This is a genomic window from Paraburkholderia sp. A1BS-2L (assembly GCF_051125205.1).
Classification (GTDB): Bacteria; Pseudomonadota; Gammaproteobacteria; order Burkholderiales; family Burkholderiaceae; genus Paraburkholderia.
The window spans coordinates 1,106,738-1,122,188 of record NZ_CP120430.1 but is presented as its reverse complement, the minus strand read 5'-3'; the positions used below and the strand labels follow the sequence as shown (position 1 = coordinate 1,122,188).

At 63.9% G+C, this 15,451-nt stretch carries 12 protein-coding genes and 1 pseudogene; 1 reads left to right on the top strand and 12 read right to left on the bottom strand.

Going from position 1 to position 15,451, the window contains the following annotated elements; genetic code table 11:
* Positions 1-274: 274 nt before the first annotated feature.
* Positions 275-1,222, bottom strand: a complete 948-nt coding sequence (locus P5W98_RS29650; protein ID WP_421027348.1) for a LysR family transcriptional regulator — start codon at positions 1,220-1,222, stop codon at positions 275-277.
* Positions 1,223-1,343: 121 nt separating this feature from the next.
* Between P5W98_RS29650 and P5W98_RS29645 the strand changes: the two are divergent.
* Positions 1,344-1,787 (top strand): annotated as a pseudogene (locus P5W98_RS29645) (RidA family protein).
* Positions 1,788-1,874: 87 nt separating this feature from the next.
* Here the strand turns inward: P5W98_RS29645 and P5W98_RS29640 are convergent.
* The 11 genes from P5W98_RS29640 to P5W98_RS29590 all read right to left on the bottom strand — a co-directional run bounded on the left by P5W98_RS29640 (position 1,875) and on the right by P5W98_RS29590 (position 15,358).
* Positions 1,875-2,975, bottom strand: a complete 1,101-nt coding sequence (locus tag P5W98_RS29640) for an NAD(P)H-dependent flavin oxidoreductase (protein ID WP_421027347.1) — start codon at positions 2,973-2,975, stop codon at positions 1,875-1,877.
* 29 nt (positions 2,976-3,004) lie between these two features.
* Positions 3,005-4,285, bottom strand: a complete 1,281-nt coding sequence (locus P5W98_RS29635) for an MFS transporter (RefSeq protein ID WP_421027346.1) — start codon at positions 4,283-4,285, stop codon at positions 3,005-3,007.
* The gene (locus P5W98_RS29630) at positions 4,282-4,824 is read right to left on the bottom strand and encodes a YbfB/YjiJ family MFS transporter (protein ID WP_421027345.1); all 543 of its coding nucleotides are present in this window, start codon (positions 4,822-4,824) and stop codon (positions 4,282-4,284) included. The genes P5W98_RS29635 and P5W98_RS29630 overlap by 4 nt, the downstream gene beginning before the upstream one ends.
* 146 nt (positions 4,825-4,970) lie before the next feature.
* Positions 4,971-5,897 (bottom strand): LysR family transcriptional regulator, encoded by a 927-nt coding sequence (locus tag P5W98_RS29625; RefSeq protein WP_421027344.1) that lies wholly within the window; start codon positions 5,895-5,897, stop codon positions 4,971-4,973.
* A 133-nt stretch (positions 5,898-6,030) separates the two neighbouring features.
* Positions 6,031-7,509: a CoA-acylating methylmalonate-semialdehyde dehydrogenase gene (locus P5W98_RS29620; RefSeq protein WP_421027343.1), complete on the bottom strand. Its 1,479-nt coding sequence runs from the start codon at positions 7,507-7,509 to the stop codon at positions 6,031-6,033.
* A 264-nt stretch (positions 7,510-7,773) separates the two neighbouring features.
* Positions 7,774-9,036 (bottom strand): sensor histidine kinase, encoded by a 1,263-nt coding sequence (locus P5W98_RS29615; protein WP_421027342.1) that lies wholly within the window; start codon positions 9,034-9,036, stop codon positions 7,774-7,776.
* Between the two features lie 139 nt (positions 9,037-9,175).
* Positions 9,176-10,699, bottom strand: a complete 1,524-nt coding sequence (locus tag P5W98_RS29610) for an efflux transporter outer membrane subunit (protein WP_421027341.1) — start codon at positions 10,697-10,699, stop codon at positions 9,176-9,178.
* Positions 10,696-11,784 carry an HlyD family secretion protein gene (locus P5W98_RS29605; protein ID WP_421027340.1) on the bottom strand — a complete coding sequence of 363 codons (1,089 nt, stop codon included), beginning with the start codon at positions 11,782-11,784 and terminating at the stop codon, positions 10,696-10,698. The genes P5W98_RS29610 and P5W98_RS29605 overlap by 4 nt, the downstream gene beginning before the upstream one ends.
* A gap of 12 nt (positions 11,785-11,796) precedes the next feature.
* The gene (locus tag P5W98_RS29600) at positions 11,797-13,422 is read right to left on the bottom strand and encodes an MFS transporter (protein WP_421027339.1); all 1,626 of its coding nucleotides are present in this window, start codon (positions 13,420-13,422) and stop codon (positions 11,797-11,799) included.
* Positions 13,423-13,833: 411 nt separating this feature from the next.
* The gene (mug, locus tag P5W98_RS29595; RefSeq protein WP_421027338.1) at positions 13,834-14,400 is read right to left on the bottom strand and encodes a G/U mismatch-specific DNA glycosylase; all 567 of its coding nucleotides are present in this window, start codon (positions 14,398-14,400) and stop codon (positions 13,834-13,836) included.
* Entirely contained in the window at positions 14,393-15,358 is a 966-nt protein-coding gene (locus P5W98_RS29590) for a GlxA family transcriptional regulator (RefSeq protein ID WP_421027337.1), read from the bottom strand. The genes mug and P5W98_RS29590 overlap by 8 nt, the downstream gene beginning before the upstream one ends.
* Positions 15,359-15,451 lie beyond the last annotated feature (93 nt).

The window sequence follows — 15,451 nt, the reverse complement described above, 5'->3', positions numbered from 1 at the left end:
ATTTGCACCAGAGCCGCTAATATGACGTTAGCCCATGGACGCCTTCCAATTGGGCTTGGGGTGCACGCATACTCGCGACGACCGGTTAACCACGTGTGCCGACCATACATCGGACACTGTGCCATGACCGCGTTGTCGTCATTGAATTCCACCTCCCTTTCGCCTTTACGTCGCCAGAAAATATGGCGGCCACCGGCGCTTCTGCTGGCAGCGTGGAGTCAGAAAAACGAACCAACGGGGAGGCTATTGCATTGGTCGTGCTCGTAGGAGACCCTTACCGCGCTCGCTTCGCGCGCGGCGCAACCGCAGGCGCCGCCAACTGCTCCACCAGAAAATCCACGAACGCCCGTACGCGCGACGTCAAATAGCGCGCATGCGGATACAGCAGGATAAACGGCCGGGTACGCCCACCCTCCTCACGCAGCACCTCCACGAGCCTGCCTTCGCGGAGATCATCCGCCACCACGAAGCGATACGTCTGGAAGAGCCCCGCCCCCGCACGCGCGAGCGTCACGCCGGCGAGCGCGTCGCCCGAAGTGCCGTAACTTCCGCTCGTGATCACATCGCCATCTTCACTGGTATTGCCGTCGAAGGTCCACGCAAGGTGACGTCCACTACTTGGCAGCTCGAACTGTATGCATTCGAACGACTGCAGGTCCGCCACGGTCCTCGGCACGCCCGCGCGCTTCAGATAAGCGGGCGTGGCCACCACCACCATCTCTGCGTCTTCCAGCTTGCGCGCGACCAGGCTGGAATCGGCGGGCGCGCGCCCGCGAATCGCCAGGTCGAAGCCTTCGTCGGCAAAGTCGATGTTGCGGTTGCTCAGATGCGTGTCGACCCGCACCTGCGGATAGCGCTCGCGAAATGCTGGCAAGAGCGGCAGCACGCGATAGTGTCCATAGGGCGTGGGCATGCTGATGCGCAGCACGCCAGCCGGCGTGGTCTGCTCGCCCGTGACTTCGCGCTCGGCGTCCACGAGTTGCGAGAGCGCCTGGCGGCACTGCTCGAAGTAGCGCCGCCCCGCATCGGTCAGGCGGATCTGGCGCGTCGTGCGCACGAACAGGCGCACGCCGAGCCGCTCTTCGAGCCGCGCCACAGAGCGGCTCACCGCGGCGGGCGTGACGCTCGCGGCATTGGCCGCCAGCGTGAAGCTGCCCAGCTCCGCCGCCTGGCAGAACAGTTCAATGCTGCCCAGCTGCAGATCATCGAATTTGCGTTGCATGCCCGTTTTCTCCTGCTTGCTTCTGTTTGCGCTTGTTGTTTTCGCTCTATCCTGAAGGTTCCAACATGAGGCGAATGCTCATTACCATTGGAGGAGAACCTCGTGTCGGTCTAACAAAAACTTGCCTAATCTCGGTCTCGCCTTGCCCGCTGCGCCGCAACCGCTCGGCAACTACACCGCCACTTTCGAGGCGGGCGATCCGCTCGTCATCTCCGGCCAGGGCCGCTCGCCAACGGCAAGCTGCGGTGGACCGGACGCGTGGATGCGGAACTGACGCTCGAACAAGGCCACGAGGCCGCGCAATTCACCGCCTTGAACGTGCTCACGCAGATCAAGCGGCGCCTCGGCAGCTTACAGCGCCTGCATCACATCGTGCACATGGAAGGCGCGAGCAGCGCCGAACGCTTTTTTTGAGCAGCCCGTCGTGCTCGACGCCGCGTCGGTTCCCTTCGCTGCCGTGCTCGGCGAGAAGGCCGGGCACGCGCGCTCCGCGGTCTCGCATCCACAACTGCCCGTGAATTTGCCCGTCGAACTCGTAGTAATCGCGCAGATTGTGACTGCCTGAAAGCGTGCTAAACCCCGCAACGGAACATCGGCACGCACCTCCGTCGCGTGTGCCGATGTTATTTCAGAGTGCGGGCGTTACCCCCGCTCAAGCCCACACCGACTGCAACATTGCGATGCTCTCGCGCGTCTCGCACTCCAGTCGCGCCACCAGCTCGGCGGCGGGCAGCGCTCGCGCGAGCGGTGCGGCCTGCCCCGCCCATTGCGCGCCATAGCCGAATTCGCCTTTGGCCTTCGCGGCCGCATTGAGCGACTTCCCCGCATCGTAGGTGATCGGATACGACGGAATGCGCGGCGCGTCCGGGTCTTCGCCTAATGCAGTGAAACGGTTGACGAGGCTGCGCGCGACGCGGCCCGAGATCGCCGCAGTGAACGTCGTATGGCGTGCCGCGTCGCCGAGCAGGGCGGCACGATACCCTTCGTCGGCGGCGCTCTCGGGGCAGGCCACGAACGCCGTGCCCAGTTGCGCCGCCTGCGCGCCCAGCGCGAGCGCGGCGGCGATGCCCGCGCCGTCCATGATGCCGCCAGCCGCGATCACGGGCACGTCGAGTTCGCTCACCAGAAGGCGCGTGAGCGCGAAGGTGCCGAGGCCATCGTCACGCGCCCGCTGATCGAACACGCCGCGATGACCGCCCGCCTCGACGCCCTGCGCGACGATCGCATCCACACCCGCCTCGACCGCCGCGGCGGCTTCGTCGAGATTCGTCGCGCTCGCAAGCAAACGGATGCCCGCGTGCTTGAGTTCGGCGATCACCGCATCGGGCGGCAGGCCGAAATGAAAGCTCACGATCGCCGGCTTTTCTTGCAGCAGCATGCTCTGCATGGCCTTGTCCGCGACGAAGCTCGTGTAGATCTCCGTAAGCGACTGTGGCGGCGTCGCGCCGTATTGCCGGAACACCGGCTCCAGCCAGTCGAGCCACGCACGCTCCACGGCCGCGTCGGGCGTGGCCGGGCGATGGCAGAACACGTTGACGTTGAACGGTTTCGCCGTCAGCTCGCGCGTCTGATGAATGGCCTTGCGCGCGTACTCTGCGCTCATCGCGGCCACGCCCAACGAGCCGAGCGCACCGGCGTTCGACACGGCGGCGGCCAGCGCCGGCGTGGCGGTGCCCGCCATGGGCGCCTGAATGATCGGTTTCTGAATGCCGAGCGAGCGCAGCAACGCCCGGTCGTTCGCTTGAGTGCTCATGTTGCGTTCCCTCAGAATGCGTTCCGGTTTCAAGCGTGTGCGCGACGCTGGGCCCAGCGCGCGAGTCCGCCGCAAGCGATCAGCAGCGCGCCGGTGGCGAAGAACACGGCGTGCAGGCCGAAGTGAACGCCGATCACGCCGCCGATCACCGGGCCTACCACCTGCCCACTGAATTGCGCCGACTGCAGATAACCGAGCATGCGGCCCGTTTTGCTTTCGTCTACCGACTGCCGCGCGAGCTTGCCGATGGAAGGTAAGAGCCCCGCGAGCGTCATGCCCATCACCACGCGCAGGCCACCAAGCTGCCACCAGTGCGTGACGAACGCTTGCGGCACCATCGCGAGCCCCGTGAGCACGAGGCAGGCGACGATCACGCGCCAGCTCCCGAAGCGGTCGGCCAGTGCGCCGAGGCGCGCCGCCGTGAGCATACTGCCAAGCGCCGAGCATGCCATGACCACGCCCGCCACGCGCGCGAGATGCGCCGCGCCCACGCCCAGACTGCCGATATAAACCGTGATGACGGGCTCGATCGACATGTTGGCGAGCAGTACCATCATCGCGGTCACGAGCAGCGCGGCCACCACCGCATAGTCGGGCCGGCGCGCGCCACTGCCCGAACCGGCCGCGGCGTTGCCTGCGTGCGGTTTCGCGTCGCTTTCCGGATGAAACGCTTCCTTCACCACGAAGATGGTCAACAGCGCCGCCACGGCGATCATCGCGCCGCCCGCGAAAAACGTGCCGCGAATGCCGATCCAGCCGGGCAGCACGCCGCCCACCAACGGCCCGACGAGATTGCCCGAGAGCGCGCCCGTTGAGAGAATGCCGAGCGCCCAGCCCGCTCGCTCGCGCGGCGTCTGGGTGCCGACCATCACGGTGGAAGCCGACGCGTATCCACCTACAAGGCCGGCGATCAGTCGCAGCGCGACGAGCTCGTACACATTGTGCGCCACGCCGATCAGGGACATCACGACGGCCATGCCGATGGCCGCGCGCACGAGCATGGGCTTGCGCCCATAACGGTCCGCAAGGCGCCCCCAGAGTGGCGCGGTGAGCGCTGTGCCGAGAAAGGTCGCGCCGAATGCCACGCCCGACCACTGGATCACGGCGGACTGCGAGGTCACGCCGAGCTGCCGCACATAGAGCGGCAGGAACGGCAGCAGCATGCTGAGGCTCACGAGCGTCGTGAACGAGCCGATCACGCACACGGCGAGATTGCGCCGCCAGTACTGGACGTTGCGCTCGGCGTAGCCGCGCGGCTGCGGCCTGGTCTGCCGTAGCGCAGCCGACGGGGAAGATACGGTGGTATTCACTTGGCCCTCAACGCGGAGAAGAGATCGACGAAGAGCGCGAGCACGAGCGCCGCGGCGCCGATCGCGAACAGCACGAGGTAATTGCCGCCGCTCGACGAGAACACGAACGACAGGCCGTAGGCCGCAACCGCCTGCATCACGGCGAAGCTCGTCGTGGCCCGACTCCACGCGTCTTTCACGGCGGACGGATGGTGCGCGAGCAACTCGTTCACGCGGCCGAGCACGAGCGGCACGATGCCGGGCGTGAATGCGCCCACCAGCACCGCCGACACCATGAGACCTTCCGTGCCGAAGAGGCCGAGCGCTGGAATGGCGCCCGCGAGCAGCGCACCGGCCAGATAGCCGCCCAGGTTGGCGGCGCCGAGGTAGGCAGCGGTCGAGGCCGGAAACCAGTGCGCGCCGATGATGGCGGGCAACAGCGGCGTGTAGGCGAACCGCGCGAGGCCAATGCCGATGAGGCTCGCGCAGGCCCCCGCGAGCGTGCCCCGCCACACGTTGAAGGCCGCGGGCGCGGACGGATTCGAGACGGCTTGATGCATGGTGATTCCCGGCGGGCGAGCAATGAAGCGCCCTGAAGATGGAAGTCAGTCTAGGTTAGATCGCGCATCGAGAGAATGAATGGGGTACGGAAGTCATTCTTCCGTATCGCGAACGAATGGGCGAACGTCCCTCAGGCGAATGCCGCTCAATCGGCGTCAGTAATGCGCCGGGCCTGCTCGAAGTACTCACGCAGGCGTGGCGCGGCGAAATCGACGAAGCTGCGCACCTTCGGCACCGAAAGGCGCCCGTGCGGCGTGACAAGGTTCGCGGGCAGCGGCCCATGCTCGCTGTCGCGCAGCACGATCTTGAGCCGGCCCGCCTCGACCTCCTCGGCCACGTGATAGGAAAAGAGCCGCGTGACGCCATGCCCCGCCACGGCCGAAGCCCGCGCCGCGCGTATCGTATTCACGATGAAGCGCGGCGAGAACTGCACGACCTGGGGCAGCGCGGTCTGGCGCGCCGCCGGGAAGCTCCACGAGTCGAGCCCGAAATGCGTCATCGAAATGATCGCGTGGCCCGCGAGATCGGCGGGCGCCGCGATGGCCGGATGCGTGGCGAGATAGCCGGGCGAAGCCACCACCACGCGCCGCACCTCGCCTACCGGAATGGCGACGAGCGTCGAATCTTGCAGATGCGCGATGCGCAACGCCACGTCGATCCCCTCGTCGACGAGGCTCACCGGCCGGTCGAGCAGGTGCAGGCGCAGCGACACCTCGGGGTGACGGTCAAGGAATGCCTCGATCATCGGGCGCAGCACCTCTTCGCCCACGGCCACGGCCGCCGTCACGCCCAGCAGCCCGCGCGGCGCGGAGCGTTCGTCGGCTGCGAGCAGATCGGCTTCTTCGAGATCGGCCAAAATGCGCCGGCACGCGAGGACATAGCGCTCGCCGGCGTCGCTCAGTCGGATCGTGCGCGTAGTGCGGTACAGGAGCGGCGTGCCGGTGTGCGCTTCGAGGAACGCAATGGCGCGGCTCACCGCAGCGGGCGAGCGGCCAAGACGCCGGCCGGCACCCGCGAGACTTCCCTCGTCGAGCGTGGCGACGAAAACCTTCATGGCGTCGATTCGGTCCATTGCGTGTTTCCGGCATGCTGGTGGCTTTGTTCTGTGAACCCCGCGTCGATATTAGCGGTTTATTGCCTGCGCCATGGCGGCGCCCCGATAGCCGGCCATACCCGCGCCGGCTATCCTCAAGCGCACGGCGAATTCACGCGTCGGGCCAGCGCTGCGTCACGCTCTTGTAGCGCGTATAGAAGCGCACCGCTTCCTCGCCATATGCATGATGATCGCCGAACAGCGAACGCTTCCAGCCCCCGAACGAATGCCACGCTGACGGCACCGGACTCGGCATGTTGATGCCCACCATGCCGATTTGAATCTGCCGGGTAAACGTACGTGCTGCCGCGCCATCAGCCGTGAACAGCGCGACGCAATTGCCCAGTTCGTGTGCATTGACGAGTTCAATCGCACTGGCGAGATCCGGCACGCGCACCACAGAAAGCACCGGCCCGAAAATTTCTTCCCGGTAGATCTTCATATCCGGCTGCACGTCGTCGAAGAGCGAGCCGCCGAGGAAGAAGCCCTCCTCGTGCCCCGCCATGGTATGACCACGCCCGTCCACCACGAGCTTCGCGCCAGCGGCGACGCCCGCGTCGATATAACCCAGCACCTTGGTGCGATGCGCGGCGCTGATGAGAGGCCCCATATCCAGATCTGGCTGCATACCCGCACCGATGCGCAGCGCGCGCACGCGCGGTGCGAGACGCTCGATCAATTCGTCGCCAATGCTCCCCACCGCCACCGCCACCGAAGTCGCCATGCAGCGTTCGCCCGCCGAGCCGTATGCCGAATTGATCAGCGCATCGACGGCCTGATCGAGATTCGCGTCGGGCAAGACGACGAGATGATTCTTCGCACTGCCCAACGCCTGCACACGCTTGCCGCGTTTGGCGCCCTCTGCATAGATATATTCGGCCACCGGCGTGGAGGCGACGACGGACATCGCGGCCACGTCGGGATGCTGAATCAGCGCATCGACGGTGCCCTTGTCGCCGTTCACCACGTTGAAGACACCTTTGGGAAAGCCCGCCTCGACAAAGAGTTCCGCCAGCCGGATCGACGACGTCGGCGTGCGCTCCGAAGGCTTGAGGATGAACGTGTTGCCGGTCGCGGCAGCCATGACGAACATCCAGCATGGCACCACCACCGGGAAATTGAACGGTGTGACGCCGGCAATCACGCCCAGGGGTTGGCGCAGATTCCAGCTGTCGACGCCGCTGCTGCTTTGATCGGTGAAACCGGTCTTGAGCAGGTTCGGAATGCCGCACGCGAATTCGACGATTTCGATACCGCGCATGACCTCGCCCTTTGCGTCCGAAAAAAGCTTGCCATGATCGCGCGTAATGAGTTCGGCAATTTCGTCGAGGTGCGCCTCGAGCAGTTCCTTGAACTTGAACATCAAGCGCCCGCGCTTGAGGGGTGGGGTTTCGCTCCACGCCGGGAATGCAGCCTTGGCAGCCGCCACGGCTGCGGCAACCTGATCGGCGTTAGCAACCGGTACGCGTGCAGTAATACGGCCCTGCGCCGGATCGTACACGTCGTTGAATCGCCCGCTCGTTCCAGCGGCGCTTTGACCGTCGATGAAATGATTCAGTTGGCGCACCGCGCCCTGGTTTGCTTCGCTCATACGTCCTTCCTTTAAGGGGATTTGGGCGCTGCCCGCGGATAGAACAGAGTTCGCATTGCAGCGCGCATCAAGTCAAGTGGCCGGGCATCTCCATGACTCCCCGCCAGGACCGGCAGTCATTGACCGCCGACGAGAACAGTCTACGTATTACGGCTCCCGGCTGATGGGCTAGCTGCGCCGGTTTGGGGACATTCCGGGCTCATTTCCGGCCATCGCGGCAAAGCGGAAATCGCCGCGATCTGAAGGGTCGAATGGGACGCAGCGCTAAATGCGCGCTGGCAACGAAGCTTGACGTTGTGCGGGGAGCGTGAAATGGAAGCTGGCGCCGACAGGGTCGTTTGCCGTCACCCATAACTGCCCGCCGTGGCTTTGCACGATCGAGCGGCAGATGGGCAACCCCATGCCGAGACCATCGGGCTTGGTAGTGAAAAAGGCCTCGAATATGCACTCGAGGTAGCCGGCGGCGAGTCCCGGCCCGGAATCCTGCACGGTAATGCAAAGCTCGGTATCGTCGGTCCTGCCCGTCTGGATCAGCAGCTTGCGCTTGCCGGCTTTCATGTCGCTCATCGCTTCGAGGGCGTTGATCATCAGATTGAGCATGACCTGCTGCAGTTGCACCCGGTCGCCCTGAACGCGCGGTAACCCCTCCGCAAGCTCCACCGTGAGTTCGACACCGGACTTGCTGGCTTCGCCGCGCATGAGCGCGATCAGTTCCCGAATCATGTCGCTGACATCGAGCCCGTCTGTACGCAGCGGCTCTTTTTTGAAGTAGGTGCGGGTCCTGTCGACAATGCCATTGGCGCGGACGCAATCCGCGACGATCCTGGCGAGTGCGAGACGCGCTTCGTCGAAGTTTGGCGGGCAGCCCGCGAGCCAGCGCAAGGCGGCGCTCGCGTACGCTGCGATAGCGGTAATCGGCTGCTTCACTTCGTGGGCGATCGACGCCGATAGATGCCCCATCGTCGCCACGCGGTTCGAATGCGCCAGCACCGTCTGGAGTTCACGGTAGCGTCGCTCGCGGTCGCACACATCCTGTTGCGCGCGCTTCGGCTCAGTCAGCTCGAGTATGAACGCGACGCCCTGCCCCTCACGGTCGCCGAATGCCGCCGCGCCGACCATGACGGACACGCGGCTGCCGTCCTTGCGAGCATATTCCTTCTCGAACGGTTTGGCGCTGCCACTGGCCTGCAATTCGGCATTCACACGTTCGTCGCGCTCATGCCATTCCGGCGGCGTCAGGTCGGGCCAGCGAATCTGCCCCGAACGGAGATCTTCGCGGGTGTAACCCACGATGCGCAGAAACGCATCGTTGGCCTCGACGACATTGCCTTCGAAGTCCCATATATCGATGCCGATGATATTGGAGTCCACGAGGCGCCGCACCTTTGCTTCGCGCTCCTGAAGATCGGCATACAGACGCGTATTGTCTTTACGCCATGCGAGCGCCGCAGCATCACCGATTGTCCTGAACAATGATGAGCGGATACAAGGAGCCTGCGAAGCCTCGACGCAAGGCAACCTGGGCATCACTGCGTCTCTCTGCAGGATCGGCCTGTGCGGTAGCAGATCGTCGATGGCAAGCGGTGCGCCCCGTGCGCGAGATAGGCTGGCGAGGCGCAGAACAAGAGCCCCGACTAGTTGGAAACGGCGTGCTTCGGGCTATGGATTACCCCCCATACGTCGACTCCCATCCCCCGCCCAGCGCTTTACAAAGCGTAATGAGATTCGTGGCCGCCGTGGCTCTGCTTTGCTCGAGATTGCTTTGTGCTTCGAGCAGCTGCTTCTGCACATTCAATACGTCGAGGTAATCGAGCGCCCCGGCCTTGTACCGCTCCCGCGCGACCGAAAGCGCACGCTCGTTCATGGTCACGGCCTGGGCCAGCCGGTTGCGGCGGCGCTGTTCGGCGTCGTAGGTGACCAGCGCGTCGTCCACCTCCTGCCACGCGCGCAGCACCGTTTCCTTGTACGCAATCGCAGCCTCCTGCTGTTGCGCTTCACGCAGCTGGAGCGTTCCCTTCAAGCGACCGCCTTCGAAGATGGGAAATGTAATGGAAGGGCCAACGACGAACTGCCCGGACGCCCAACTGGCCAGACTCGAAAGCTGAAGACTCTGAAATCCCGCGCTGCCATTGAGCATGATGCGCGGATAAAAATCCGCCTTCGCCACGCCAATCGACGCCGTCGCCGCGTGCAGTTCGGCTTCCGCCTTGCGGATATCCGGCCGGCGCTGCACGAGTTCGGAAGGAAAGCCGATCGGCACCTGCGCCGGCAGGACGGGCACCTCCTGCGTTGCAACAAGCGTCTGGCGCAGTGCGCCAGGTTCCTCGCCGAGCAGCAGGCCGATTGCATTGATCGTCGTTTCGGAGTGTGATTCGAGGGTGGGAATCAGACTTTCGATGTTCTCCACCTGCGCCGAAGCGTTCGAAACATCGAGATCCGTCGTGACGCCTTCATGCGCACGCACCTGGGTAAGCTTCAGCGCGTCGTTGGCGATGTCCAGGTTTTGATGCGCGATCTGCAGCAGTTCCTGTGTGTCGCGCAGCTCGATATAGTCTCGCGCAAGCTCCGCTCGCGCGCTGAGCAAGACTGCGTTCCGGTCCTCATACGAGGCTTCCGAAAGCGCCGTCGCCGCTTCCACGCTGCGCCGCACGCGGCCCCAGATATCGATCTCCCATGAGGCGTCGAAACCGACCTGATACAGGTTATAGGCGGGCGAACCCTTCGAGCCCGGCATGGCCGCCACGCCTAGCGGCGCGCTGCCGGAGGCCGACTGCGGCTGACTTTGCGTCGGCGTCACGCCAAGCAGCGAGAGAATGCCGTTTTCACTGCCGCGTTCGCGGTTATACGATGCTGCGCCGTCCAGCGTCGGATATTCGGCTGCGCCGGCCACGCGGCGCTCGGCCCGACTTTGCAGCAGCCGCGCAGAAGCGGCTGCAACGTCCAGGTTCGCGTCGGCGAGTTGCTTCTCCAGGCCGTTCAATACTGGGTCGTTGAACAGCGTCCACCATTCCGGACCGAACTGGCCTTCCACAGCTTTGCTCGGCGCCTGCGCCCTCTGTGTACGGTTGAAAACCGCCGGTGTAGGCGACTTTGGCGGTTTGAAGTTCGGACCCACCGTGCAAGCAGCCATTGCGAGACATGCGAGAACCGTGAGCAGGATCGCTCGGCTAGAAGGTTGGCTCGTGTTCATTTCCTTTCCGCTCCTTCAGCCATCGCTTCGGCGCCCCGGCCAACGGCGACTTCGGCTTCCACCGAGAGCCCGACGCTCAATTCCGCCGCAGCAGGCTGCCCGCGATCGATCGTGATCTTGACGGGCACGCGCTGCACCACCTTCGTGAAATTGCCCGTTGCGTTGTCGGGTGCGATCGGCGCAAAGCTCACGCCGGTCGCCGGCGCAAGGCTGTCGATGCGGCCATGGATCACGACGCCGGGAAGGCTGTCGACGGTCACGCGCACGCTTTCGCCGGGCCGCATGTTGGTGATCTGGCTCTCCTGGAAGTTGGCGACGACATATGCATCCGAAAGCGGGACGATTGCCAGCACAGGGGCGCCGGGCGTCACGAAGGCACCGACCCGCGCCGAGCGGCGTCCCACCTTGCCGTCGACGGGCGCGCGGATTTCCGTGTAGGAGAGGTTGAGCTTCGCCTGTTCAACCACCGCTTCCGCGTGTTGAAGCGCGCCAGCGGCCTTGTCGCGCTCCGTGCGCAGGACGTCCAGATTCTGCTGGGTGGCCGACAGCACCGCCTGATCGTGTGACTGCTGCGCAAGCTGCTCGGCGAGCGTGCTCGAAGCCTGTTGCTGTTCCTGCGCGGTCCCCGCCCCCGCCGTGGAAAGATTCTGGTAGCGCGCCGCGTTGGCCCGCGCGAAGCCAATCGATGCATCGTCGGCGCGCAGCGTAGCGCGCGCCTGATCGACGAGCGAGGGCTGGCGTGCGATCTGCGCGTCAAAGTTCGCCACCGACGCCTTTGCGGCCACCACCTCCGCCTCGGCGCTCATCAACGCGGCGCGATAGCCGCGGCCGTCGATGCGCACCAGCAGCTGACCCGCCTTCACGTCCTCGTTGTCGTTCACCAGTACGTCCGTAATCTGCCCTTGGACTCGCGGCGCGACGAGCGTGAAGTCCGCGGTGACGTAGGCGTCATTCGTGGATTCCGAACTCGAGTGAGACAGGAGCTTCGTGCCGGCCCATGCAGCGATGCCGACAACGGCGACGACTGCTGCGACAGGAAGCCATTTCAACCTGGACGGTGCGGGGGTGGGTTTAGTCGATGACATGGAAAAAGGACCTCATTTCGAAGCGGGCGGCGTAGTGCTCCACGGCGGATAGATCCGCACCGGCAGCACTGGAACAAGAAGAAGCAGAACGAGCGCAACGCACGCCATCACCCGGTAGAGATCGGCGGAAGTCAGCACGACGGCCTGCTCATGAATACGGTGCGCGAGCTGGCCCAGCGCGTAAGGGGTGTCGAGGCCCGGGCCTGCCACTAGCGCGCGGTTGCCCAGCTGATCGACGAGCATGCTCGAATGGAAATGTTCGCGCGTAGTGCCTACACCCTCGATCAGACCCGTCGCGATGGCGGCGGCGAACGTCTTGAACGTATTGAACATGGCCGAGGCGAACGGGCCCTCCGTTGGCGGCAGCCCCGTCGTGACACCCATGAGGATCGACATGATCACCATGGGTTGTGCGATGATCTGCAGCGCCTGGAGTACATAAAAGTTGTCGCGAATCCACTCGGACGTCATGAAGCTGCCGAGTGCGCACGTCGTGAACATGAGCGACAGTCCGATTGCGATCACCCAGCGGTGATCGGCGCGCCGCGTATTCAACAAAGCCGCCGACAAAGGGAGCGTAATCAGCAGCGGAATGGCAAGCAACAGCGAGAGCGGCGCCGTCTGCAGCGGCCGGTATGCGTGAACTTTGGCGAGAAACTGCCCGGGTATTGCCGCGACGCCCACGAGCAGGATCACGGTGCCGAGCAAGGTCGAAAGTCCGTGCGTGAAGTTTCTGCGCTCGAGTAACTGGAGCTTGAAGAAAGGCACAGGCTGAAACCACTCGTTGACCAGGAAGATCACGAGCAACAGGCCACCGCCGCCAAACATCATGCGAATAAACTCTGATTCGAACCAGTCGAGCCGGTCGCCTTGCAAAAGCCCGGTCACGAGCATGGCGAACGCGGGGAAGCCCGTAATCAACCCGATCCAGTTGAACGTACGAAAGCGCTCGAGCTTGACCGGATCGGTGGGCAGCCCCTGCTGAATCGCGATACAGCACAGCACGCCGAGCGGAATGATTTGCCAGAACGCCATGCGCCAGCTCACGAATTCCGTCCATAACGCGGCGAGCGGGGTGCCGAGCGCCGGCCCGAAGGTTGCCGTGAGCGCATAGCCGGCGAGCCCATACAGCTTGAATTTAGGCGGCAGATAACGCAGCGCCACGATGATCAGCATGGGGGGCAGGCAGCCGCCCGCGATTCCCTGGAGGATACGCAAGACGTAGAGCGTCGCCAGATTCGGCGCAAACGGGCACAGCAATCCGAAAAACATCGTGGCGAGCACGGCGCCGATCGTGAAGCGCTTGAGCGTAAACGTGATGCCGAACCAGGGGGCGAATACCATCGTCGCGACATTGGCGGCTTCGAAAAGCGACGTGAGCCACGTCCCGTCGTCGTGCCCGATCAGGAACGCGCCCTGGATATCAGCCATCGCTGCCGCGGTCACCTGTTCGTTGAGGATGGCCAGCAACGAAGCGAACAACATGCCGAGCAGCCCCACCACGATGCGTCCCGTAAACGCCATTTGCGCGGGGGCAGGCTGAGGCGACGCCCCGGCTTCACGCACAGGGCGCGGGTCCAGCGCCTGCGGGGCAGTTGCCGCTTCCGTTCCAGTCGTCAAAAAGTTCGCAGTTTTCATGGCGATCAGAAACTTCCCGTGATTTGTTAGTTGTACTGTTTGATGTGGCTATTACACTGTGAGGCAATTCAGCGCCCGGCATCCCCACGCGATACGATGACCACACCATCGGTTTCGCCGCGCATTGTTGCTGTCCACTGACGGCTTTATTGTCAGAGATGAGCCCAATTTCTTAAAGTCTCGCCTGGTCTGATTTTGGGCCATCTAGTACGAGAATTTTGCCAAGTCGTCCGGTCATGATTCGCACAACGCGCGATGTGCGCGGCGCCAACGCAAACCTGACTGATTACGCATGGGTCATTTCTGCGCTGTTTTGAGCCAATCCAGCTTGGGAGGCGATACCGAACGGCGCACGATGCCTAGAATCGCGGCGTAGGCATTCAGGCCGCGCGTTAATCACGCTGGGGGCGATTAACGAGCAACTGAGAACGACTGAGCCGTCATACGAAGCTCGCGGTACGCGCTCACGAGCGCGTCGAGGCTGAAAGCACGATTCAAGCCGCTCGGGTTCGGCAGAACCCAGGCGCGCGCGCCGCCGAATCTGCTGGGTTGCAAACCCCACTGGATATCGCGCTTGCCGGACATTTCGGCAAGCGCCATCTTGCCAAGAAAGGCGATAAACCGCGGCGCGTAGTGCTGCACCTTGAGCTCGAATTGCGCCGCAGCGTCCTGAATCTCCGCTCTCGACAACTCGTCCGCGCGTGCCGTCGCGCGCGAGACCGCCGTAGTCAGACCAAAGCCATGCTGCAGCAACTCGCGGTCGTTCTCGGGGCGAAACTCCTCCGGCATAAAACCGGCGAGATGGAGCACTCGCCAGAAGCGGTTCCCTCTGCCATGGAAGTGGCGCCCCGTGGCCGCCGCACGCATGCCTGGATTGATCCCACAAAACAATACGGACAACCCAGGTTCGATGATATCGGGAAGGAATGGCGCGGAATTGGGGTTCGCCGGTTCCGCCAGGGAATCGCCGCTATGCACTCGCCTCCCCGCGGAATCGCAGACGATATTGTTTCGGCGTGACGTTCAGGCGCCGCGAAAACGTCGTACGCATATGCGTGGCGCTATGAAAGCCGCATTTGAATGCGACCGTCTTGAGCGGCGCATCCGTATCCTCCAGCAGTTTCCTCGCCGTGTCGACGCGAACCTGCTCGACGAATACGGAGGGCGTGACCTTGGCGTTTTTGGCGAAGATGCGCGACAAGGTGCGCCGGCTCACGGCAGCCGCACTCGCCAGCTCCTCGATAGAAAGCGTATCGGTGATATGTTCGCTCACGTAGCGATACACCTTGCCGAGTATGGGATCCTCGTCCTTGCCCGCACCGATATACGGACTGTACTGAGACTGCCCGCCTTCGCGCTGGATATACACCACCAGCCGCTTCGCGACTCGCACCGCCAGTTCATGTCCCCAGTCTTCCGCCACCAGCGCGAGGCATAGATCGATGCCCGCGGTCACGCCCGCCGATGTGAACAGTCGCCCGTCGCGCACGAAAATGCGGTCCGGCTGCACGTTGGCGTGCGGGAATTCATTGGACAGGCGCCCGGCATCCGACCAGTGGGTCGTCACTTCCTTGCCATCGAGAAGCCCCGCATGCGCCAGCACAAATGCGCCGTTGCACACCGAACCGAAGCGGCTCGCGCTGCGCGCCTGGTTTTGCAGCCAGGCGAGAAACTCATTCGACGGATGCACGTCGGGCAACTGCGGGCCGCCTGCTACGAGCAGCAGGTCCCATTGCATGTCGCTGTCGGCATAGCCACGCGAGACCGCCAGTTGCATGCCGTTCGAGCAGGTCACGCCGCCCGCCTCGCGCCCGACGAGCGTCACCTCGTAGCGCTGATGGTCGGAGAGGAATGTGTTCGCCTCGGCGAACACATCGAGTGGGCCTGCAACATCTAGCGCCTGCACACCATCGAATACAACAATGGCGACTTTCATGCCGTGACCTTCAGATGTGGTGTCCCAACCAGGACCGTGGCGCAGCTTAACGCATCGTCGTTAGTGCATGCAGTCTGTCCCCTGAAAAAGTAT